Genomic DNA, 22,011 nt, shown 5'->3' with positions numbered 1-22,011 from the left:
CTCGCCGGGCCGATTCGATGGCCCGCTGCGCACTGTGCCGTGCGAGCGGCATGATGCGCAGCGAGCCATCTAAACGGATGGAGGCCCGGCGCGTGCGGGACCCTACTCGGAATCCGTTCCGGTCTTCTGGGCTGGCAGCGCCTTCAAACCCGCAGCACAGCCAACGATTCCGGCAATGAACAGCAACTTCAACGGGCTGGCCGGTTCAACACCGGTAATCATGGCCCAGCCAACAGTCAGCGCTGCGCCGATGCCCACCCAGACGGCGTAGGCCGTGCCCAAGGGAATGCGCTTCACAGCAATGCCCAGGCCGATCATGCTCAGTGTTGCTGTCACAGCGAAGACCAGTGTTGGAACAAGCTGGGTAAAACCGTTGGAGAGCCCCAACGCAGTTGCCCAGACGGCCTCGAGGATGGCCGAGGCCAGCAGGATGATCCAGAAAATGCCGGACTTGGACTGCCCGGACTTCGCCGCTCCCGTCGCCGTAGCAGCGGCAGTTTCACGATTCGTGTTCGCCGTCATGGCTACGCCACCACCTTCAGGCCAACCACGCACGCGCCAATGCCTGCGAGCAGCAGGAGGCGGGCCGCCGTCGGACGTTCAACCTTGGTGACCATGGCGTAAGCGGAGGTCAGCACCACGCCGACGCCCACCCACACCGCATAAGCCGTACCCGTGGGAATGGATTGCATGGCGATCGCGAGACCGCCGGTGCTGGCGATGACCGACACCAGGAAAACGATGGTGGGGACGGGCTTTCGGAAGCCTTTGGAACGGTGGAGGGCTGCGGCCCAGACAGCCTCAAGCGCTCCGGAAAGAATGAGGATCAACCACGACATGACTTTTCCTTTGGCCAGTCTTGTCGCGTGCCGGGTACTGAACCGTCGTCCGGAGGTTCCAGAGCCGAACCTTGATTCCTAGGCTAGCAACTCCCCAAGGGTGTGGCCACCTCTGGTGGCAAAAGTCACCACTCAGACGTGGTCGATGGATATGACGGCCACGAACCCGCGGCCGGAAATCTCGGGGCTGCGGACGTCGGAGCCAACCACTGCGTCGTAGCGGGAGAGTTCCACCGGTTCCTCGACGACGGCAGCCGGCTTGGCGCCGTCGTCGGGCGTTTCCTCTGCTGCCGCGCCGGGCGCAACGCTGGCTTTGCCCTCCAGCAGAACCGCGAACTGGCCCTCGAAAACGGGATGTGGGCGTTTCTTGGAAAGCTCGACGATCGACGCGAAGCCCTTGAACTTGTCGGCGCGGGCAATGATGTTAAGGTCCCGGATGTCGCCGGTGGGCAGCGTGGCCGAGGACGGGGCTTCGCCCGAGAAACGGAACGGCCGGTACTTCTCCAAGGGGTGCTCGGTGCCGTCCACGGTGAGGAGCATCAAGTCGCCGTCGATGATGGTCAGGACCCGTTCCATGCCCGGAAAGTTGGAGAAGTCGCCGGCTTTGGCAACGTCGGCGATGCTAAGCCGCCAGTCCCACGCGCCATCCTGCGCCGACGCGGCCTTCGGGTGGCTCGCGATCTCGCGGGTCACACCGCCCCCGTTGCGCCACGGTTCGGGATGGATGTCGGCAAAGCGGATGATCTCCATCCGTCCAGCGTAGTGGTCGGGTGCGGTTCAACAATGGGCCATGTGACTTGCTAACGTCATAAGGGGATTGTTGGGCGCGTATCGGCTGGAGGCACGGAATGTTCGTTAAAGTGTGTGGTTTGAGCACACCCGAATCCGTTCGCGAAGCCGTTTCCGCGGGCGCCGACGCGGTGGGTTTCGTCCTCACGGCCAGCCCGCGCGAAGTCAGCCCGGAGACCGTCCGTTCGTTGCTGCCCTTGGTGCCCTCCGATGTTACGGCTGTCGGCGTCTTCCGCCACGAGACCGCTGCCGATGCCATCGCCATCGCGCAGGCGGCAGGCCTGTCTTGGGTTCAGCTGCATGGTCACCGGACCGCCGCCGACGTCAAGGAAGTGCACGACGCCGGGATGCGGCTCATCCGCGCCGTCACCATGAGTGCCTCCCCGGAAGAGTTCGGTGATCTGGGCGAGGAACTGTTCCTGATCGACGCCGCCGTGCCCGGTTCGGGGGAGGCCTGGGACTACGCATCCGTGCGTGAAAAGGGTCTGGCCGGCCGTTCCTGGCTGCTCGCCGGTGGCCTGGAACCGGGCAACGTTGCTGCCGCTGCTTCCGCGGCCGGTGCCTGGGGCGTGGATGTTTCTTCCGGAGTCGAGTCCTCCCGCGGGGTGAAAGACCTGGCCAAGGTCCGGGCCTTCGTCGAAGCCGCCAAAGCCTAACGCCCCCTTTCCCCCCGACCCCATCCGACGCTCTCTCACCGAATCGCCTGTTTTTGGGCACGCTCTCTCACCGAATCGCCTGTTTTTGGGGACGCTCTCTCACCGAATCGCCTGTTTTTGGGGACGCTCTCTCACCGAATCGCCTGCTTTTGGGGGCGCTCTCTCACCGAACCGCCTGCTTTCGGGCGCGCTCTCTCACAGGTGGCGCTTACGCGAGCGTTGCATCCAACTTGTCGAATGAGGTGCCCCAGCCGTCCCGTGTCATTTCCACCCACTCTTCCGATGCAAAGGGCCCCTGGGTCAGGTGCATGCGGGTGCGGCTGCCGCCGAGATCTTCGAATTCGAGGTGCATCTCTTCGTATTCGTGGTCGGCGTCCGGGGCGGCTTTGGCCGTTGCGACCAGCAAGCCCGGTTCGTCCAGTTGCGTAATGACGGCTTCAATGGGGGCCTCCTGCGGGCCGTTCTCATCCGTCCAGACCATGACCACTTGCCAGACTCCACCGACTCTGGGTTCGACGATGATCTTGTCCCGCGGAGCATCTACTTCCACGGGTCCAAACCATTTGGTGAGCTGGTCCGGTTCCATCCAAGCCTCGAACACTTTCTCGCGCGGGGCGTCGAAATCCCGGGTCAGGCTAAGGGTGTGCTGTGCTGTGCTCATGGTGGTCCTCCGTGCGTGGTTCATGGATGCAGCTGCGCATCGCAGGCGGCGCTGGTAGGACCGAGTCTAGGCCGAAGCCCGGCCCAAACCGACGCGCTATCTCCAAATCGCCCGAAACTCGGAACGCTCTGTCATCTTGGCCGCACCGCATTGAGCACAGTGAGGGAGCGTCCACCGGGGAGGGGGTGTTTGGTGAGAGAGGATCCGGTGGGAGGGGGTGTTTGGTGAGAGAGGATCCGGTGGGAGGGGGTGTTTGGTGAGAGAGGATCCGGTGGGAGGGGGTGTTTGGTGAGAGAGGATCCGGTGGGAGGGGGTGTTTGGTGAGAGAGGAAGTCAGGGGCGAGTCAGGGCAGACCCCTAGGCTCTTGGACGGTCCGACACGAGAGAATGGTGACTATGAAAACTCTGCTCAACATCATTTGGCTGGTTTTTGGCGGCTTCTGGCTCGCCCTCGGTTATTTCGCCGCGGGCATCATCTGCTGCGTCCTCATCGTGACCATTCCGTGGGGCATTGCCTCATTCCGCATCGGCGCGTACTGCCTGTGGCCGTTCGGCCAGATGGTGGTGGAAAAGCCCGGCGGCAGCGGAGTGTTCGCTTTGCTGGGCAACGTCATCTGGTTGTTGGTGGCCGGCATCTGGATCGCGATCGGCCACGTGGTCACCGCGGTGGCCATGGCCCTGACAATCATCGGAATCCCGCTGGCCATCGCGAACCTGAAGTTGATCCCGGTTTCCTTGATGCCGCTCGGCAAGCAGATCGTGCCCACCAACCGTCCGTTCGTCAGCACCTACCGCTGAGGCGACAGGCCCTACGAGGCATCAACGCTTCCGGTGCGCAGCCCGAACCGGAAGCGTCGCTCCGAACGGAACCTCCCGCCGTCGGACTCCACCGCGAACGTGAGTTCCAGCGTGTCCGCCAGCAGGTCCGATTCCGTGATGGTGTAACTCGGCGTGAAGTAGAGGGAGTGCTCACCCGGCTCCAGGCGCGTGGCCGGGAAATCGTTCCGGTGCGGTCCGAGAAGTACGACGTCGGCAAGCGGCTCAGTGCCGCTGTTGCGGACGCGTCCGGTGAAGGCCAGGATGTCCCCGGCCTTGTACCCGGGAATGATGGCGCCGTAGTTGAGGTCCTGTGCTTCCCGCGTGCCCAGTACCTGGTCCTGGCCGGCGTACCCCTGGCCGATTTCCTTCCACGTCTGGACGTCCCACTCGCCATCGCTGTTTGACGGTATGACGTGGAATGCACCGGCGTTCTGCCAGCGTGCCGGCCTGCCCGGGGTGATGGAGCGCAGTTCCATGTGGAAGGTGAGCGGATTCTCCGCACGGGTCAGGGTACCCGGAGCGGACGCGAGTCGAGAGACCAGTTGGTCCGCGGGAACCGAAGCGAACACGATCTCGCGATATCCCTGCCGCTCGTAGAGGACGCCAACGTTGCCATCGGGAAGCCGAGTGGCCGTGGAGTACGCGGAACTGCCCTCGCACAGGACCAGCTTGGCCGGCCAGGTGGCACCGTTGTCCGGGGAGAGGCTGAGCACGGTGTTGCGGCGAAGATGCGGGTCCTGGTTGTTGGTGGCGATGAGCCAATGCGAGGTATCTGCCTCGGATGGCAATTGGACAAGTGGCAGCCCGTCAAACCTGGTCAGGGATCCGTTGTCGCTGGGATCGGGCAGGTCCGGCACCGCCGTCAAGGGTCCCCAGGTCTGTCCGCCGTCCTCCGAGATCGCGGCGAGGCGGCATGGCGTGGCCCGGGAGTGCAGCAGCAACCGCCCGTCGGCAAGGCACACCACCTTGTTCTCGTTGGGCCCCGCACCGTCAGGACCCGTGCCGACCAGCGCGCCGAGTGTCCAGGTTTCTCCATGATCGTCGCTGAGGGCGGAGGCGGCCATGATTTCCCCGTCCACCAAGAGGACGTACTGCTGTACCAAGCGTCCTTTGAAAGGTCCGGTGTGAATCTGGATGCCTTGGCCGGCCGCGGCGAACAACCCGGTGGTACCACTGTGAACCGGCTTGAGTGATGCGGTGAGCCGCCGGTGATGCCAGGTCCCGCCGTCGTCGTCTGAATAGCTGACGTCGGCATGTTGGATGGCGTCGTCTGGCTCCAGTCCGGCCACCGCTTCGAAGAAGCCTGCGTGTGTTCCGGCGGCGTGGAACATGAAGATCCGTCCCGTGTCCGCATCAACCAGGAGGCTGGGATCGCCGTAGCCGTTCAGCCCGACGCCGGTGCGAACCACCTGTTGTTCGCTCCACGTGGCGCCGTTGTCCCTGCTGCGGCGGAGCAGCAAATCGATGGTGTTGGGCAGGTCGTCCAGGTTGGGCCTGCCGTCGTACGCCGCCAGGATGGTCCCCGCCGTGCTGACGGCGAGGGCAGGGATTCGGTACTGCCGGTAGCCTCCGACGCCGCGGACAGCGAGGACGTGTTCGACGGATGGGCGGGCCTGTGGAGCGTGGAGGTAGGAGGTCACACCTCCTAGTGTAGGGCCGATCGAGAAGCCCCGACGCGACGCTCTCACCGAGGACGGCAGTTGCCGTTGCGGCGCTCCCGGCCCGGTCTTGGGAGTTCGCTCAGGCAAGTTCCGCGGTGAGGTTCCGGCGGGCGGCGTCCAGCCAGAGGGCCTTCGCGCGGTCGCCGTGGAACAGCGGGTCCAAGCCCAACAAGTGACGCACGACGGCGGCACGCCCCTTCGCGAAATCGGCGTCGCTGACGTGGGCGTAGTCTTCGCGGACGGCCGCCACATACTTGGCATAGGACTGTTCGTCGCCTCCTAGCACGGACAGATCCGCATCGCAGAGGAGGGCTCCGGCGTGGTCGCCCGGCTCGGGACTGTGCGTGTCCGTCAGCCGGACCAGGCGCGCTACCTCGGCTACATCCGACGGTGCCAGGCCAGCGGCGGTCAGGCGGTCTTCGGCGAGTCGCGCCGACTCCTCCTCGTCCTGGCCCGCAACCCCTTCATAGACGGCATCGTGGAACCACGCAGCGAGGGCAACAGTGCGGGCCGGCAATGCTGGGTCGGTCAAGGTGTCCAGGGCCTCAAGCACGGCCAAGAGGTGCGTGCGGCTGTGATACTTGCGGCCGTCCTCGCCCCACCGCTCCAGCAACTCCAAGCCGAGTTCCTCGTGGCCGGGGTACGTGCTGTTCCAGCGCTCCATCAAGGGCACAGTGAGGGCCTTGCTGCGTTCTCGGGCCGGGATTCGCAGTCCGCTGGCGATGAGTTTGCGGACCAGGACACGTGCCTCAACAGGGATGGCACCTGCCTTGACCAGATCGTCGTACCGGCGCTCAGGAACGTCGTAATGGTCGCCGTCGAAAGCCCGTTCCGGCACACCTGCCGCCTCTGCGAATGCGTGCAGCTCATCGAGCGACTTGTCCGAGACCAAGTGGGAGAAATGTGTCCCGTGGGCGGGCCAGAGGGGAGGGTCGACGTAGATGGCCATGGGCAAAGTGTAGTCCCGGATTTGGGCAGCCAAGGGTGGACTGATCCTTCCCAGTTGCCGGCCATCGGGGCGTGTCTACCGCCAACCACCGCCCCGGAAACGCAGGCTTCTCTGCCCGGGCTGATCACGGCAACTGGGAAGGAGTCTTAGTGCTCTGCCGGAAGGATGTTCTGGTTCCCCCTGAACGTGTTGTCGGGATCGAATTGCGCCTTGACCTTGGAGAGCCGCCGGTAATTTTGCTCGCCGTAGGCCGCGATGATGCGGTCCTGCCCTTCGTCGCCGATGAAGTTCAGCCATACGCCACCGCTCGTGTGGGGAGCGATGTCCTGCCTGAACTGTTTCACCCACGCCTTGGCTTCCTGCCCTCCCTCCGGGGTTTCCGCAAGGCCGAACGGATGGCTGACCCAGGCTGCGCCACGGTTCAACAGCGGGGTGTTCTCCGCCGCGGGGCCGGCCACCGCACCGCCCCAGCGGCCGATGAGCTGCTGTGAATGCGCTCCCGGGAGCCTGCGGGCCGAGTCAACCAGGATGTCCAGCGCCTCGTCGCTGAGTTCGTCGTGGTAGTCGGCGCTCCAATAGTTGTAGTGGCCGGGAGGATCGTCGATCATGCACTGGAAATCGGCGTACCCCATGGGGCCAACCAGGTCCACCGACGGGCCCAGTTCCTTGAAGGGCTTTGCGTGCTCTTCGCCCGCCTCCACGTCCCCGGCATACACATAGGCCATGCCAACAGCCAACTTGCCCACCATGTCCTCCGGAATGAACTCCTCCGGTGGAGCGGTCAGATACACGAGCGCCGTGCCAACCTGGTCCGGCGCGTCCAGCGCCAGTTGTCGGTAGGCCCTGGACAAATCCGTGGCCGCCTCACCGGGGAACAACGTCAATCCCGCCATGACCGTCGGGCCCAGATCGTGCAGTTGGAAGGTGAAGGACGTAGCCACTCCGAAGTTGCCGCCACCCCCGTGCAACGCCCAGAAGAGGTCCGGATTCTCGTGTTCGCTCGCCGTCACCATGTCGCCGGAAGCAGTGACCAGGTCGACGGAGATCAGGTTGTCGCAGGCGAACCCATAGGCCCGCTCGAGCCACCCCGAGCCGCCGCCCAGCGTAAAGCCGGAGACCCCCGTCGTCGAGGCCCGGCCACCCGTGACCGCCAATCCGTGCTGCTGCGTGGCCCGGTCAAACTCGCCCCACGTGAGCCCGCCGCCGGCCGTAACAGTCTTGGCTTCCGGGTCCACGCTCAGGGACTTCATGGGACGGACGTCGATCACCAGCCCGCCCTCGTTGGTGGACATGCCGGCCACCGAGTGCCCGCCCGATCTGACCGCCACTTCCAGGTTGTGGTTGCGGGCATACTGCAGCGCCTCTGCCACCTCGCCGGGACTGGAACACCTGGCGATCACGGCCGGCCTGCGGTCGATCATCGCATTGAAGAGTTTCCGGGTTTCGTCATAGTCCGGATTGTCCGGACGGATCCATTCCATGGGACGCTCCTTCGCGCCTGAGACTCTCTCCCTAGAACAGGTTACGGCTGGCGTCCCCGGTGGGCCATGGGTAATGCTTACGGATCGCTTTCGCTTCCTTCCGGACGCGTACGACGGCGGTGCGCTTACGACGCCGGTGCGCGCCACGTGGTGCCCTCGCGCCACTTCACGCCCGGCGCTCCCGTAGTAGCGGTAGCCCTCGGCGCCAACGGGTGCGATGCCGCGACGTAAGGGGTGCGCAGGGCGGAACGCGGATCTACTCCCGGTACATGCGTTCCGCGTACGCCGGCCCGTAATAGGCTTCGAGATCCTCCAAGGGCGTCTCCGGCTGGACGTAGGTCTTGGAAAGCGAGGCGATGGACGGCAAGCCCGTGCTGTCCCATGAGTCCGGTTCCCACAACCCGCTGCGCATGAAGGCCTTGCCGCAGTGGGTGAAGACCTCGTCCACACTGACCACGATGGCAACCCGCGGACGGTGGCCCTTGACCACCATGTGATCGAAGAAGTCCGCATCCCGGATCAGCTGGGCCGTTCCGTTGATGCGCAGGGTGTCGGTCCGTCCTGGAACCACGGAGAGGATCCCCACGTTCGGGTTCTCCAGGATGTTGCGGAATCCGAAGGCGAGCTTGTTGCCGGGCCTTTCCGGGATAGCGATCGTGAAGTCGTCCAGGACGTGGATGAATCCGGCAGGGTCACCCTTGGGTGAGGCGTCGACGCCACCCTGGGCGTCCGCCGTCGAAATCACGCAGAAGGGGCTGGCAGCGAGCCACCGCCGGTCGAAGTCGCTGAGCGAAGTCCGCACCTTGCGTCGAACGCGTTCGAGGGGGAGGCCGATCAATTCTTCCAACTCGTGCACCGAAGCGATGGGTTCCATGTGCCCCAGCCTACTTTCCCTGGGCCCTTCCGGATCTTGTGGATCGGGGGCGCACCACTTTCCGCCATTCGCGGCCGTAAGCACGGGTGCGCCCGGCGGGTACGGGCGCGGAGGATTGCTGGAACGGGTGCGCTGGGCGGGAGCGGGCGCGATGGTTTGCTCGAACGGGGGCGCACCACTTTCCGCCATTCGCGGCCGTAAGCACGGGTGCGCGGGGCGCGTTCGGGTGCGGGGGTCTGCCGGAACGGGTGCGCTCGGCTGGGACGGGTGCGCTGGGCTCGCCAGCGTGAGTTGCACCGGGATGGCGCAAACCGGTGCTGGACAGCAGTTTCGCCGTGGGCAAACATGGAACTCAGTCGGACAAAATCCAAAGTTGAGCGTAGTAGACTCAACTCTGTAATCCTTGGTTCTACTCCAGAAAGGGAGCTCTCTTTGGACGTCAAATTCACCACCAAAAGCCAGGAGGCCCTTTCTGCGGCCGCCATGAATGCCTCCACCGCGGGAAACCCGCAAGTGGAGCCCGCACACCTTTTGAAAGCCCTCATGGACCAGCGGGAGGGCGTCGCGGTAGCCCTCCTCCGGGCAACGGGTGCCGATCCGGACGCCGTGAGCGTGCAGGCAAGTTCCGCCATCAAGGCGCTGCCGTCGTCGTCGGGCAGTTCCGTCCAGCAGGCGCAGTTGTCGCGCCAGTCCATGCAAGCCATCCAGGCCGCCCAAGCTGACGCCGACAAGCTCGGCGATTCCTTTGTCTCAACCGAGCACCTGCTGCTGGGACTCTCGGCCGGAAGTGACGCCGTCGGGAAGTTACTGCGCGACGCCGGCGCCTCCCATGAGGCGCTTCTCGCCGCCCTGCCGGGTGTCCGGGGCGACCGCAAGGTTAATTCACCGGACCCGGAAAACACGTTCCAGGCCCTGGAGAAATTCGGAACCGACCTGACCGCAGTTGCCCGGTCCGGAAAGCTGGACCCGGTGATCGGCCGCGACAGTGAGATCCGGCGCGTGGTCCAGGTGCTGAGCCGCCGCACCAAGAACAACCCCGTGCTGATTGGTGAGCCCGGCGTTGGCAAGACGGCCGTCGTCGAAGGCCTGGCGCAACGCATGGTGGCCGGCGACGTCCCCGAAAGCCTGCGCGGGAAGACCCTCATCGCCTTGGATCTGGCTTCCATGGTGGCGGGCGCCAAATACCGCGGCGAATTCGAGGAACGCCTGAAGGCTGTGCTGGAGGAGATCAAGAACTCCAACGGGCAGATCGTCACCTTCATCGACGAGATCCACACGGTGGTCGGTGCGGGCGCAACCGGCGAGAGCGCCATGGACGCAGGCAACATGCTCAAGCCGATGCTGGCCCGTGGCGAGCTCCGCCTGATCGGTGCCACCACCTTGGACGAGTACCGCGAGAACATCGAGAAGGACCCGGCCCTGGAGCGTCGGTTCCAGCAGGTCTACGTGGGCGAACCGAGCGTGGAAGACACCATCGGCATCCTCCGTGGGCTCAAGGAACGTTACGAGGCGCACCACAAAGTGGCCATCGCCGACTCCGCCCTGGTTGCAGCAGCCACGCTCTCCAACCGCTACATTTCCGGCCGCCAACTCCCGGACAAAGCCATTGACCTGGTGGACGAAGCCGCATCGCGCCTCCGCATGGAGATCGACTCCGCACCAGAAGAGATCGACCAACTCCGCCGCGCCGTGGACCGCCTGACCATGGAGGAACTGGCACTCCAAGGCGAGAGCGACCCTGCCTCCGTGGAGCGGCTGGCCGCCCTGCGCGCGGACATGGCGGACAAGAAGGAGAACCTCGCGGCGCTCAATGCGCGTTGGGAGGCTGAGAAGGCCGGACTGAACCGCGTGGGTGACCTGAAGGCCAAGATCGACGAGCTGCGTTCGGCTGCCGAGAAGCACCAGCGCGAAGGTGACCTCGAATCGGCGTCGCGCATTCTGTACGGCGAGTTGCCCGCGCTGGAACGCGAGCTCAACGCCGCTGCCGAAGAGGAATCGGCGCGCAGCGATTCAGAGCCTGAGCTGATGGTGGCAGAGGAAGTCACGGCCGACGACATTGCCGAGGTCATTTCGGCATGGACAGGAATTCCCGCGGGCCGCATGCTGCAGGGGGAGTCCCAGAAGCTGCTGCACATGGAAGCCGAGCTCGGGAAGCGCCTGATCGGCCAGTCCAAGGCTGTCCATGCTGTGTCCGACGCTGTCCGCCGTGCCCGCGCCGGCATCAGCGACCCCAACCGTCCCACGGGCTCGTTCCTGTTCCTCGGCCCGACGGGCGTCGGCAAGACGGAACTGGCCAAAGCCTTGGCCGACTTCCTCTTCGACGACGAGCGCGCCATGATCCGGATCGACATGTCCGAGTACGGCGAGAAGCACTCGGTGGCACGCTTGGTGGGTGCCCCTCCGGGATACGTCGGTTACGAAGAGGGCGGCCAGCTCACCGAAGCGGTTCGGCGGAGGCCGTACTCGGTGGTGCTGTTGGACGAGGTTGAGAAGGCCCACCCCGAGGTGTTCGACATCCTCCTGCAAGTGCTCGACGACGGCCGCCTCACCGACGGCCAAGGCCGCACCGTGGACTTCCGCAACACCATCCTGGTGCTGACCTCCAATTCGGGCAGCCAGTTCCTGGTGGACACCACTCTCGATGCCAAGGCCAAGCGCGAAGCCGTCATGGCCGTGGTCCGGGCATCCTTCAAGCCGGAGTTCCTGAACCGACTCGATGAGATCGTCCTGTTCGATCCCCTCTCGGTGGAGGAGCTCGCGCGGATCGTGGAGTTGCACGTCGCCGAACTGACCAAGCGGCTGCGCGACCGCCGGCTCACCCTCGAAGTGACCGACGGCGCCCGGGCATGGCTCGCGATGTCCGGCTACGATCCCGCGTACGGTGCCCGGCCGTTGCGTCGCTTGGTGCAGCGCGAGATCGGCGATCGCCTGGCCAAGGAAATCCTTGCCGGCGACATCAGCGACGGGGACACGGTCCTGGTTGACACGGCGGCCGATGTGGACGAACTCACCATCGAGGGGCTTGAGTCCTTGGACCTCGACGGCGGCATGCCGGCGGGCACAGGGCTCTCTGTCCGAAGGAAGTAGGCTGCTGACTGCTTCGGGAGCAGCCAGAGTGGCTACTTCCGGAGCAGGTCTTCCTTAAGGGTGCCGCCCGTGTTCACCACGATGAAGCAGTCAACCCTGCGATCCCCGCGGTCCCAGCTGCTTTGGCTCGGATAGACGTTCTGCTGGAGCAGATTGGTGTAGTTGTCCACGGCGTCGTTGAACTTGATGCTTTTGCATACCTCGCGGCCCTTGTCCCGGAGGGCGTTGGTGCCGGGGAAGGAATCATCCTGGGCATAGGTGTGGATGGCGCCCAGCTGGGCCGTGTGCTCGGTATCGCATGCAACAGCCTTGGCCTTGGTGGCGTTGGGATCGAAGTCCGCAAAGCAGTCGCCCACCTGGAAGTCCTTGGAGTCCGTGTCCCGTGGGAGCGGTCCCAAGGTCGCCGTCGGGGTGGGCGACGGGGCCACGGCCTCCGGGCGGGTGCCCAGGAGGTTCAGTAGTACCCAGATCACAACACCGATGAGAACCAGGACGCCCAGGACGATCCCGCCAATGACCAACCTCTGGCGTTTGACCGCGTCCGGGTGGTCGGGCTCCTGCTGGTAAGTGGGGTCTTGCCCGGCATACTCCGGCTGGGCAGGGTCGCTTGGCTGGTTCGGATAGACAGGCTGCCCGAAGGTTCCCTGCTGGGGAGGCAGGCCGTGCTGCGCTGGCGGGCCCTGCTGCGGGTAGCCGCCGGGTGGGGGAAAGGAATGCGGCGGGGAGAGGGGCTGTGGCGGAACCTGCGGCTGGTTGGGGTGCTCGGGTTCAGGAGGCACATTCGAGGCAGGCGGCACCTGTTCCTCGCCTGGCTCGTGCGATGAACCGTCACGGGGTGGAGTGTTGTCCTGGCTCATTCCAGTGGTGTGCCTTCCTGCTCTGACGCCGCATTGAGGCAGACTCTACCCAATTTTCGGGTGCATGGGAGGTGCCCTGAGCTGCTTTCGGGTGTTGAATGGCCCGGCGCGGCCCCCAGGTGGCACACAGGCACCCCGGAAACCATGTAATCTAGACATACGACAAATTGACCAAACATTCCGGGGCCTCACCGATAGCCAAGGTGACCACCTCCGGTCCAAGTACAAAAGGGGGTCACGCCATGGGGCGCGGCCGTCAAAAGGCAAAAGCTACCAAGCAGGCTCGGGACATCAAGTACTACTCCCCGAACACTGACTATTCGGCACTTGAGCGTGAGCTCACGGGCCCATCCAGTCGTGCAAAGAGCCACTTCCCCGAAGATCCCCCGGAGCCGGACTACTCGGCTTACGAGGACAAGTACGCGGAAGACGACGACGACGAGGTAGACACCCGCCGTCTCGGATAGCTGTCGCAACCAACAGGTGCCTTTGGGCACTGAGTTGCGTACCGCCGTCGTACATCATGGTTTGTTCGCGCATCATGCGATGCCGGAAATCTCTGAAGAAGGCCCGCAGGGCACGCCAGCCATTGGCGTACCCTGCGGGCCTTCCTCTTGCTTAAGATCCCAGCGCCCTTCGTTTGGTGATCTCCCACGATGTGGGGCCTGCTTTGCGTCCCAAAATCGGGAACTAGCGCGCAGAGCGGGCCTCACAACGTGGCGCATCCGTGATAAGTCAGGCCGGTCCGTTGTCCTTGTCAGACCCCGGTACTAAGTTGATGGGGGCGGGGGTTGATGGGGGACGAGGTTCAGCGAAAGGAAAGCCATGCCGGAGGTCGATCAGTACAAGCAGGGAACACCGTGTTGGGTGGACCTGTCCTCCACTGACATTGAGGTTTCCAGGAAGTTCTACGGCGAGCTTTTCGGTTGGGTGTTGGACGCCATGGACGCGGGCTCAGGCATGACGTACTTCATGGCCAAATTGAAGGGCCGGTACGTCGCGGGCGTGATGCAGCAAATGCCGGACGCCCCGGAAGGGATGCCGTCCTATTGGGCGAACTACATCGCCGTGGATTCCGTTGACGAGGCCGCCGAGCGGGCCGTCGCCGCAGGGGGAACCGTCCTCTTCCCTCCGGACGCCGTAGCTAATGCAGGCGGACGCATGTTCTTCGCAGCCGACCCCACCGGCGCCCAGATCGGTTTCTGGGAAGCCGGGAACCACCACGGTTCGGGGCTGGTGAATGAACCCGGCACCATGATCTGGAACGAACTACAGACCAACGATGTCCCCAAGGCGGTGAAGTTCTACGAGGAAGTGACGGGCAGCACCAGCAACGTCCGGCCCGCGGGTGATCTTCAGGAGTACACGGAGTTGGTGGTCGACGGCCGCGCTGTTGCCGGCGCGCTGAAGCTGCCCATCGAAGGGCTCTCGCCGTTCTGGATGACGTACTTCGCTGTTGAGGACGTTGACCGGAGCGTAGCCCACGCCGTGGAACTCGGCAGCCACGTGATCGCTCCCGCCTTCGACGTTCCCGGGATTGGACGGATGGCAGTGCTGATGGATCCGGCCGGCGCGGCGTTCAGCATCATGTCAGGCCTCAGCGCATGACCGCACGGACCCATTACGCCAGCGGAGAGCCATGCTGGGCGGACCTGCAGACAAGGGACGTTGCAGCGGCCAAGGACTTTTACGGGGCACTGTTCGGGTGGACCTTCAAGGACCTGCCTACCCCGGACGGTCGCAGCTACTCACAAGCCTTCATCGACAAGGACCTGGTGGCCGTCATCGCTCCACAGAACCCTCTCCAGGAAGCTGCGGGAACCCGCGGGCAATGGAACATCTACCTCGCCGCTACCGACGCCGAGGAAGTCGCCGAGGATGCCGCGCACGTTGGCGGAAAGCTCGAGTTCGGGCCTGAACAGGTGGCGGATACGGGAACACTGGCCTTCGTCGCGCCGCCGGGCGGTGGAACCACCGGCATCTGGCAGGCAGGAACCCACACGGGAAGCCATCGCTTCAACGAGGCCGGCGCCTTGGCATGGGCCGAGCTGCTGACCCCCGAGCCACAGGCGGCTGTGGCGTTCTTCCAGCAACTTTTCGCGTACGAGGTCACCGAGTATCCCCAGGACGACGGCGGCAGCTACTCCACGCTGATGGTCCGCGGTGACGAGGTGGCCGGGATTGTTCCTGCCGAAGACGGGGACGAAGCCGGCTGGCAGGTTTACTTCGGGGTCTCAGATCTCCGAGCGGCCGCCTACGCCGCTGCGGCCGCGGGCGGGGACGTGTTGGTTGAGCCGGAAGAATTTCCGGAAGAAGGCTCGCTGGCCACCATCCGGGATCCCCAAGGCGGAGTTCTCAGCCTCATCCAGATCGTTTCACCCAAGTAGGGGACAGCACATGTCGCTATGAGGCTCTATAGCGACATGTGCTGTCCCCTACTTGGAAAAGCGGGAGATGCAGAACGGCCCGGCAGCTGGTTTACAACTGCCGGGCCTTTCCTTCTTCGATTAATGCGCTTAGGCGTAGGCGTTCACCAAACGGACCGCGCCGCCGTCGACGCCCTTGGCACCCTGGACGTAGTCCGGGCCGGTCTTGTCGATGGAGTTCAAATCAGCGTCGGCAGCAACCGTACCCATGACCCACGACGGCAGGCCACGCTCGTTGAGGCGCGCCACGGCTGCGTCTGCGGCCTCGGGGGAGACGATCGCAACCATGCCCACGCCGAGGTTCAGCGTGCGCTCCAGGTCGGCCAGCGGGACGTTGCCCAGCTCGGAGACCAGCTTGAAGATCGCGGGGAGTTCCCACGTGGCGCGGTCAACGGTGGCTACCAGGCCCTGGGGGAGGACTCGGGCCAGGTTGGCTGCGAGGCCGCCGCCGGTGACGTGGCTGAAGCCGTGAACAGCGGCACCTGCGGAAACGGGGAAGGTCCGCGCGAGGTCCAGGCAGTCGGCGGCGTAGACGCGGGTGGGCTCAAGGAGTTCCTCGCCCAGGGTGCGTCCGAGCTCGGAAACCTGGCGGTCCAGGGCCCAGCCCGCGTGGTTGATGACGCGGCGGACCAGTGAGTAGCCGTTGGAGTGCAGGCCGGAGGAGGCCATGCCGATCACAACGTCGCCGGCGCGGACGCGGTCCGGGCCCAGGAGGGCGTCGGCTTCCACCACACCCGTTGCGGCACCTGCGACGTCGTACTCGTGCTCGCCCAGGAGGCCCGGGTGCTCAGCGGTTTCGCCACCAACCAAGGCAGTACCGGCCACGGAGCAAGCGGAAGCAATGCCACGGACGATGTCCGCGATGCGCTCCGGGACCACCTTGCCGCAGGCGATGTAGTCGGTCATGTAGAGCGGCTCGGCGCCTACAACCACAATGTCGTCCACAACCATGCCTACCAGGTCGAAACCGATGGTGTCGTGGATGTCCATGGCCTGGGCGATGGCTACCTTGGTGCCCACACCGTCGGTGGACGTGGCAAGCAGCGGCTTCTTGTAGGTGAGCAGTTTGGACACGTCGTACAGGCCTGCAAAACCGCCGACGCCGCCAATCACCGAGGCGTTGTGTGTCGCCTTGACGGCGTCCTTCATGAGTTCGACGGCGCGGTCGCCTGCTTCAACATCGACACCCGCCGAAGCGTAGGTGATGCCGGTGTTGTTCTCGGCGGCTGGGGTTGCGGAGGTCATACAGACTCTTTCTTGTCGGCGTCGGTCAAACGATCAGCGTCGGTCAGGAGGTTCTCGAACTCGGCGTCGGGTCCCGGATCACAGCCGGTAGCGCCGGGCTTGTCCGCCGGGTCCTCGGAATCGGAGGCGGACGCGTTGTTGAGCGCCTCGGCGGACGGGAGGCCGCCCAGGTCCGTGCGTTCCAGCAGGTTCTTGCCCAGCTTGTCCGCGTGCGGCAGTTCGATGGGGTACTTGCCGGTGAAGCAGGCCGTGCAGAGGCGTTCGCGCGGCTGCTGGGTTGCCCCGATCATGCCGTCTTCGGAGATGTAAGCCAGGGAGTCGGCACCGATGGCCTGGGAGATTTCCTCGATGGTGGCGCCGTTGGCGATGAGTTCTGCGCGGGAGGCGAAGTCGATGCCGTAGAAACAAGGCCACTGGACGGGCGGCGAGGAGATCTTGACATGGACTTCCTTGGCACCGGCTTCGCGGAGCATCCGGACAATGGCGCGCTGGGTGTTGCCGCGGACGATCGAGTCGTCCACCACAACAATTCGCTTGCCGCGGATTACAGATTCCAAGGCGTTCAGCTTGAGGCGGATGCCCAACTGGCGGAGGGTCTGCGAGGGCTGGATGAAGGTACGGCCAACATAGGCGTTCTTCACGAAGCCGTGCGCGAACGGAATGCCGGACTGTTCGGCGTACCCAACTGCTGCCGGCGTACCGGATTCAGGCACAGGAATGACCAGATCGGCCTCGTGTGTGTTTTCGCGGGCCAGCTGGCGGCCCATCTCCACGCGGGACTCGTACACGGAACGCCCTGCGATGGCAGCGTCCGGACGGGCCAGGTAGACGTACTCGAAGACGCAGCCGGCCGGGGTGGGATCGGCGAAGCGCTGGGAGCGCACCCCCTCTTCGTCGATGGCAATAAATTCGCCGGGTTCGATCTCCCGGATGAAGCTGGCGCCAACGGTGGCCAGGCCGGCCTGCTCGGAAGCGACTACCCAACCACGGTCAAGGCGGCCCAGGCAGAGCGGGCGGATGCCGTACGTGTCGCGGGCGGCGTACAGGGTTCCTTCATCCATGAAGACGAAGCAGAAGCCACCCTTGATCTTGGGCAGCAGCTCCAGCGCTGTCTGCTCCAGGGTCTTGCCTTCTTCGCCCTCCAGGAGCGCGGTCACCAGCGCGGTGTCCGAGGTGTTGCCCTGCTTCATTTCACCGGTGAGCTGGCCGTTGTTGCGCTGCAGGATCATTTCGCGCAGCTCGGCGGTGTTGGTCAGGTTGCCGTTGTGGGCCAAGGCCACGGTGCCTGTTGCCGTGGCGCCCAGAGTGGGCTGCGCGTTGGCCCAGTGGCTTGCACCGGTGGTGGAGTACCGGCAGTGGCCAACGGCCAGGTGTCCGGTGAGGGTGTTCAGGGTGGTCTCATCAAAGACCTGGGAAACGAGGCCCATGTCCTTGTAGACGTTGATGCGCTTGCCGTCACTGGTAGCAATACCAGCCGACTCTTGTCCGCGGTGCTGCAGCGCATACAGCCCGTAATAGGTGAGTTTTGCTACTTCTTCACCGGGAGCCCAAACCCCGAAGACGCCACAAGCGTCCTGGGGGCCTTTTTCGCCTGGGAGAAGATCATGTGAAAGTTTTCCGTCGCCACGTGCCACTGGTCGATTGTCTCATGTTGTGGCCGTGGTAAGTTCCCGCTCCGGTTTTGTGACCCCTGTATCAAGCGCGACACGCGCAAAATGCGGCGCGTCTCACAGTGCTGCCCGCCGAAAAGGGGCGAACGCAGCGAAAGTCAGCGGCCGCCGTCGTGCTCTGGACCCTCGTCCGGAACCGAATCCGGCACCGCTTCCACCACTGCGCGCCGGGTGCGCCTGACGCTGATGCGGTCCAGGACCAGGGCGAGGATGGAGAAGAGGATGACTCCACCGGCCGCGCAGGCCACCAGGAAGAAGCCGAAGACAGTGCTGGCGTCGAATTCCGGATCTGCGGGACGGCCGTAGGCGATGATGGCGGCCACGATCGCGCCGACGATTGCTCCGAGGATCATGAACGGCACGAACTTGGGCGCGCGGCGCACGGTGATGTCGCGGCGTGCGGGCGGTTCGTTGTTCGGTGCGGGGGTGGGGGTGTCCTCGGAAGCCATGCCTTCCAGCCTACCTTTCCGGGTTTGGGTACAAGTAACGCCCTCCGGCGCTGGCCGAAGGGCGTTACGGGCGGCAGGCTTGGTCAGCTGCCGCGGTAGGTGGAGAATGCGAACGGGCTCAGGAGGAGCGGCACGTGGTAGTGCTCGCCGGCGTCCGAAACCGTGAAGTTCAGGTCCACTTCGGGGAAGAAGGTCTCAGTGCCAAGGCCCTCGTAGTAGGCACCTGTGGCGAAGTTGAGACGGTAGGCACCGCCGGGAATCCGCTCGGGGCCGAGATTCTTGATGCGGCCGTCGGCGTCGGTTTCGCCCTTGCCCACCAGCGTCCAGTTCTCGCCTTCGCGCACGTAAAGAACGACGGCGACACCCGTCGCCGGGCGGCCGGAACCGGTGTCGAGGATATGGGTGGTGACTTGTGAAACGCTCATGCGTTGGCTCCTTCGCTGACCAGGCCGGAGAGGCGCAACAGTGCGATCTCGCGGAGCTGCTCAGCCACGATCGTGTCTTCTTGTTCGGGCGTGTGGGTGAGGCGTTCCTGGAGTGTGGACAGGATTTCCTGCGCGCTGCGGCCGGCGGCACGGATCAGGAAGACCCTGTTGAACTTCTCTTCATAGGCGCGGTTGCCGTCCGCGAGGGCCGCCGCGGTTGCGTCGCTGACATCCACGCCGGCCTGCTCCGAGCGGGACATTGCGGCTTCGGTGGTCTGGGCCTTGGGGCGTTCGCCGATCCGGGGGTGGTGGGCCATTGCGGACCCCACCTCTTCCGGGGTGAACGGTTCGGCGGCGTTGTTGGCCTGGGCCAGCAACTCGTCAACGCTGGCGAAGGGGCGGGCATCGACGATGGTTTCCACCCAGCGGGCGATGTCCAGGCAAGGGGTCAGGACCTTGATGGCCTCGTCACGGTCGACACTGTTGAATACTGCAAGCTCCATGCTTGATTCATCCTCGTGCAAATGCTGGCATCCATGGTGTGGGCTATGCGGAACCCCGGTTGTGTGGCCGGGGGAAGCTTGCGCTTCTAGCTTCCGCATCATGGAACTGTTATTTCAGCATACGTAATAAGTGAAGCTGAGGTGCCGGGGGCGTGTCAAGAGACTACCTCCTTGTGGTGCCTTGTGCGCACCGTCAGATAGAGACGATGGGCCGTGATAACCAAGGCGAGCCACGCGATGCCCAAGGCCCACGCCGCCAGCACATCAGTCAGCCAGTGGTGGCCCAGGTAGACCCGGCTCAAGCCCATGGTCAACGAGAAGACCGAGGCTATGGCAATGGTTGTGACCCGGCCCCGGATGGTCTTGACACGGAGGACCACCAAGTAGGCCACGATGCCGGCAATGACGATCGCGTTCAACGAGTGCCCGCTGGGGAACGAAGGTGAGTGCTCGTAGGGAGGAATGGCATCGCTGAGGTCCGGCCGGGTGCGTCCGAAAAGCGGCTTCCCAAGCACCGTCAAGAGCAGCGAGCCCAGTCCTGCGGCCAGCATCAGGATCACCGGGGTCCACGACTTCCGCCTCAAGGCCAGGAAGATCATGATCCCCACGGCGATGATGGGCATGCCCACCGTGCCGCCGATGTTGGTATAGGCCGTGGTTGCTACGTCCAGGGCGGGGGAGCGGATGGATTTGGCTGCGTTTAAGGCGGGATGATCCAGCCCAGCCACGCCATCAGCCTCAATCACCGATTCGTAGACTTCGCCGAAGGCCACAGCCAAGGCGACGGCAACAACCAGGCCAATTCCGAGCGTGATGACCAACGCGGCGTAGGGGCCCAGGAGATTGGTAATCCATTGCACGCCCGCGGCCAGGGCACGGCCCACCGGGGATTTCCAGCGGGTGAGGTCTTGGCCCGCGATGTATCGATCCTGTTGCACCTCCCCGCGGACGCCTTGTCCGGGCTGCCCTTTTCCTTCAGTCGTCACTCTCGTCCCCTATCGTGGCGGCCTCAATAATGGTGAGTAACCTTAGCAGTTGCCGCTAAGAGGTCGCTGTGAGGCCCGCTCTGCTCCCTCTGTTTGGGTTTTGGCGCGCAGAGCGGGCCTCGCAGCGCAGCGTGCGGCAGAATGACCATCAACTGCGTTGAAGGAGTTCGCACCATGCCAGACATCCTGACCTCCAGATTCCTGTTCGGTCCCGGACCGGGCAATTGCTACCCCGAAGCCGTGGCCGCCCTGTCCTGGCCCGTTCTGGGACACCTGGACCCGGTGTTCATTGAACGGCTGGACCGGGTGTGTGACGGACTCCGTTCCGTGTGGGGAACTGCCAATGCCCGGACCCTTCCCTTGAGCGCCACGGGCTCCGGCGGCATGGAAGCAGCCTTCGTCAACACTGTTGCCGAGGGCGACGTTGCCGTGATCGCCGTGAACGGGCTTTTCGGCGCCCGCATGTGCGAGGTCGCCCGGCGCTGCGGTGCCACCGTCATCCGGGTGGATCACGGGTGGGGCCAACCCGTTGATGCTGACCGCGTCCTGTCCGCGCATCCGAACCCCAAGGTGATCGCTGCGGTCCACGCCGAGACCTCCGTGGGCGTGCTCTCCGATATCGCCGCCCTTGGCGCCGGCAAAGGCGACGCGCTCCTGATCACCGACGCCGTGACGTCCATCGGCGGACTGGAACTTTTGGCAGACGACTGGGGGATCGACGTCGGATATGCCGGAACCCAGAAGTGCCTTGGGGTGCCGCCGGGACTCTCACCGTTCACGGTCTCCGAGCTGGCCTTCGAGCGCCGCATCAAGGAACCCCGCTCCTGGTACCTGGATATCGGGTTGCTTGGTGGCTACGTCGGGGCCGCGTCCGGCGCCCGGACGTACCATCACACCGCTCCGGTCACCATGATCGCCGGCCTTGATGCCGCATTGGGACGCATCCTCGCCGAGGGTCTCGACGTCGTCCAAACCCGCCATCGTGCCGCGGGCATTGCCCTGCAGGACGGTTTGCAGGAGATGGGCCTGGAGTTGTTCGCCGCGGAAGGCTCCCGGTTGCCGAGCCTCACCACAGTGAAAGTGCCCGACGGCGTCAACTCGGCTGCGGTGCGCAGGTACCTATTGGAGCACTTCAGCATGGAGATCGGTTCGGGGGTCGGCGAGTTCACGGACACGGTATGGCGGATCGGCATGATGGGCCCGAACGCGAACAGTGCGTCAGTGACGTTGGTGCTGGGGGCGCTGAAAGAGGCGATCGCCCAGGCATAGGGCGAATTAATTGCGAGTGGGGTTGCCCGCAAGTTGTGGACAGTTGGTCAGGCGGCTTGTGCCGGCTGAGGTTGGTCCGTGGTGAGCAGCAGTTCGTGCTCCACGGGGGTGTTATAGCCCAGTGCTGAATGGAGCCGGGTGCGGTTATAGAACTCCTCGATCCAGCGGCCGGTGGCCCGGATGGCGTCCTGTCTGGTTGCCCAGCGGCGCCGGTCGTAGAACTCCGCTTTCAGGGTGGACCAGAACGATTCCTGCATCGCGTTGTCCCAACACACGCCCGTCCTGCCAACGGACTGGCGGATGCCGAGCCGTGAGCAGACATCGTTGAGTTGGGTGGAGGTGTACTGGGTACCCCGGTCGGCGTG

Annotated in this window: 23 protein-coding genes and 1 riboswitch; of the genes, 7 read left to right on the top strand and 16 right to left on the bottom strand. The window is 64.6% G+C overall.

All coding sequences use genetic code 11. The annotated features are described in order from the left end of the window. Positions 1 to 102 precede the first annotated feature (102 nt). From ACIPV6_RS12095 to ACIPV6_RS12085, 3 genes are all read right to left on the bottom strand, one after another. Positions 103 to 522: a DMT family transporter gene (locus ACIPV6_RS12095; protein WP_400271113.1), complete on the bottom strand. Its 420-nt coding sequence runs from the start codon at positions 520 to 522 to the stop codon at positions 103 to 105. 2 nt (positions 523 to 524) lie between these two features. Beyond that, complete coding sequence (locus ACIPV6_RS12090) at positions 525 to 839, bottom strand: DMT family transporter (RefSeq protein ID WP_387439598.1); 315 nt, start codon at positions 837 to 839, stop codon at positions 525 to 527. A gap of 9 nt (positions 840 to 848) precedes the next feature. Further along, positions 849 to 914, bottom strand: a riboswitch (guanidine-III (ykkC-III) riboswitch). Between the two features lie 57 nt (positions 915 to 971). Further along, positions 972 to 1,589 (bottom strand): HutD family protein, encoded by a 618-nt coding sequence (locus ACIPV6_RS12085; RefSeq protein ID WP_400271112.1) that lies wholly within the window; start codon positions 1,587 to 1,589, stop codon positions 972 to 974. 98 nt (positions 1,590 to 1,687) lie between these two features. Here ACIPV6_RS12085 and ACIPV6_RS12080 point away from each other — a divergent pair, with 98 nt between their 5' ends. Further along, entirely contained in the window at positions 1,688 to 2,284 is a 597-nt protein-coding gene (locus tag ACIPV6_RS12080; RefSeq protein WP_400271111.1) for a phosphoribosylanthranilate isomerase, read from the top strand. A gap of 208 nt (positions 2,285 to 2,492) precedes the next feature. Here the strand turns inward: ACIPV6_RS12080 and ACIPV6_RS12075 are convergent, their stop codons facing one another. Next, positions 2,493 to 2,945 carry an SRPBCC domain-containing protein gene (locus tag ACIPV6_RS12075; RefSeq protein ID WP_400271110.1) on the bottom strand — a complete coding sequence of 151 codons (453 nt, stop codon included), beginning with the start codon at positions 2,943 to 2,945 and terminating at the stop codon, positions 2,493 to 2,495. 396 nt (positions 2,946 to 3,341) lie between these two features. On the opposite strand from ACIPV6_RS12075, the gene ACIPV6_RS12070 reads away from it, so the two are divergent. Then, positions 3,342 to 3,743 (top strand): YccF domain-containing protein, encoded by a 402-nt coding sequence (locus ACIPV6_RS12070; protein ID WP_397323517.1) that lies wholly within the window; start codon positions 3,342 to 3,344, stop codon positions 3,741 to 3,743. Positions 3,744 to 3,754: 11 nt separating this feature from the next. Here ACIPV6_RS12070 and ACIPV6_RS12065 read toward each other — a convergent pair whose 3' ends face one another. From ACIPV6_RS12065 to ACIPV6_RS12050, 4 genes are all read right to left on the bottom strand, one after another. Then, a complete protein-coding gene (locus tag ACIPV6_RS12065; protein WP_400271109.1) occupies positions 3,755 to 5,404 on the bottom strand; it encodes an exo-alpha-sialidase in 1,650 nt (549 codons plus the stop codon). 100 nt (positions 5,405 to 5,504) lie between these two features. Beyond that, on the bottom strand, positions 5,505 to 6,374 hold the full coding sequence (locus ACIPV6_RS12060) for a DUF4031 domain-containing protein (RefSeq protein ID WP_400271108.1): 870 nt from the start codon (positions 6,372 to 6,374) through the stop codon (positions 5,505 to 5,507). A 146-nt stretch (positions 6,375 to 6,520) separates the two neighbouring features. After that, positions 6,521 to 7,855, bottom strand: coding sequence for an FAD-binding oxidoreductase (locus tag ACIPV6_RS12055; RefSeq protein ID WP_400271107.1), 1,335 nt, complete (start codon positions 7,853 to 7,855; stop codon positions 6,521 to 6,523). 256 nt (positions 7,856 to 8,111) lie between these two features. Next, positions 8,112 to 8,729, bottom strand: a complete 618-nt coding sequence (locus tag ACIPV6_RS12050; protein ID WP_400271106.1) for a pyridoxamine 5'-phosphate oxidase family protein — start codon at positions 8,727 to 8,729, stop codon at positions 8,112 to 8,114. A 432-nt stretch (positions 8,730 to 9,161) separates the two neighbouring features. Here ACIPV6_RS12050 and clpB point away from each other — a divergent pair, with 432 nt between their 5' ends. Then, entirely contained in the window at positions 9,162 to 11,816 is a 2,655-nt protein-coding gene (clpB, locus tag ACIPV6_RS12045; protein ID WP_400271105.1) for an ATP-dependent chaperone ClpB, read from the top strand. A 32-nt stretch (positions 11,817 to 11,848) separates the two neighbouring features. Here clpB and ACIPV6_RS12040 read toward each other — a convergent pair whose 3' ends face one another. Continuing rightward, on the bottom strand, positions 11,849 to 12,673 hold the full coding sequence (locus ACIPV6_RS12040; RefSeq protein WP_400271104.1) for a septum formation family protein: 825 nt from the start codon (positions 12,671 to 12,673) through the stop codon (positions 11,849 to 11,851). A gap of 242 nt (positions 12,674 to 12,915) precedes the next feature. Between ACIPV6_RS12040 and ACIPV6_RS12035 the strand changes: the two genes are divergently transcribed. The 3 genes from ACIPV6_RS12035 (at position 12,916) to ACIPV6_RS12025 (ending at position 15,060) form a co-directional block, all read left to right on the top strand. After that, positions 12,916 to 13,140 (top strand): DUF3073 domain-containing protein, encoded by a 225-nt coding sequence (locus ACIPV6_RS12035; RefSeq protein WP_347108543.1) that lies wholly within the window; start codon positions 12,916 to 12,918, stop codon positions 13,138 to 13,140. Between the two features lie 358 nt (positions 13,141 to 13,498). After that, on the top strand, positions 13,499 to 14,281 hold the full coding sequence (locus tag ACIPV6_RS12030; RefSeq protein ID WP_400271103.1) for a VOC family protein: 783 nt from the start codon (positions 13,499 to 13,501) through the stop codon (positions 14,279 to 14,281). Then, entirely contained in the window at positions 14,278 to 15,060 is a 783-nt protein-coding gene (locus tag ACIPV6_RS12025) for a VOC family protein (protein WP_400271102.1), read from the top strand. Before ACIPV6_RS12030 ends, ACIPV6_RS12025 begins: the two co-directional genes overlap by 4 nt. A gap of 129 nt (positions 15,061 to 15,189) precedes the next feature. On the opposite strand, the gene purM is transcribed toward ACIPV6_RS12025, so the two are convergent. The 6 genes from purM to ACIPV6_RS11995 all read right to left on the bottom strand — a co-directional run bounded on the left by purM (position 15,190) and on the right by ACIPV6_RS11995 (position 20,377). Beyond that, on the bottom strand, positions 15,190 to 16,344 hold the full coding sequence (purM, locus tag ACIPV6_RS12020) for a phosphoribosylformylglycinamidine cyclo-ligase (RefSeq protein ID WP_400271101.1): 1,155 nt from the start codon (positions 16,342 to 16,344) through the stop codon (positions 15,190 to 15,192). Further along, a complete protein-coding gene (purF, locus tag ACIPV6_RS12015; RefSeq protein ID WP_400271100.1) occupies positions 16,341 to 17,978 on the bottom strand; it encodes an amidophosphoribosyltransferase in 1,638 nt (545 codons plus the stop codon). Before purF ends, purM begins: the two co-directional genes overlap by 4 nt. 134 nt (positions 17,979 to 18,112) lie before the next feature. Next, positions 18,113 to 18,463, bottom strand: a complete 351-nt coding sequence (locus tag ACIPV6_RS12010) for a hypothetical protein (RefSeq protein WP_400271099.1) — start codon at positions 18,461 to 18,463, stop codon at positions 18,113 to 18,115. A gap of 83 nt (positions 18,464 to 18,546) precedes the next feature. Continuing rightward, a complete protein-coding gene (uraH, locus tag ACIPV6_RS12005) occupies positions 18,547 to 18,888 on the bottom strand; it encodes a hydroxyisourate hydrolase (protein ID WP_400271098.1) in 342 nt (113 codons plus the stop codon). Beyond that, entirely contained in the window at positions 18,885 to 19,391 is a 507-nt protein-coding gene (gene uraD, locus ACIPV6_RS12000) for a 2-oxo-4-hydroxy-4-carboxy-5-ureidoimidazoline decarboxylase (protein ID WP_400271097.1), read from the bottom strand. The genes uraH and uraD overlap by 4 nt, the downstream gene beginning before the upstream one ends. Positions 19,392 to 19,546: 155 nt before the next feature. Further along, a complete protein-coding gene (locus ACIPV6_RS11995; RefSeq protein WP_400271096.1) occupies positions 19,547 to 20,377 on the bottom strand; it encodes a phosphatase PAP2 family protein in 831 nt (276 codons plus the stop codon). Between the two features lie 174 nt (positions 20,378 to 20,551). Here ACIPV6_RS11995 and ACIPV6_RS11990 point away from each other — a divergent pair, with 174 nt between their 5' ends. After that, positions 20,552 to 21,646 carry a pyridoxal-phosphate-dependent aminotransferase family protein gene (locus ACIPV6_RS11990; protein ID WP_400271095.1) on the top strand — a complete coding sequence of 365 codons (1,095 nt, stop codon included), beginning with the start codon at positions 20,552 to 20,554 and terminating at the stop codon, positions 21,644 to 21,646. 47 nt (positions 21,647 to 21,693) lie between these two features. Here ACIPV6_RS11990 and ACIPV6_RS11985 read toward each other — a convergent pair. Then, a partial coding sequence (locus ACIPV6_RS11985; protein ID WP_400271094.1) for an integrase core domain-containing protein occupies positions 21,694 to 22,011 on the bottom strand: 318 nt, incomplete at its 5' end.

The organism is Paenarthrobacter sp. NPDC089988 (assembly GCF_044748465.1).
Lineage (GTDB): Bacteria > Actinomycetota > Actinomycetes > Actinomycetales > Micrococcaceae > Arthrobacter.
The sequence above is the reverse complement of the archived record's forward strand: the minus strand, read 5'-3'. Positions and strand labels throughout refer to the sequence as shown.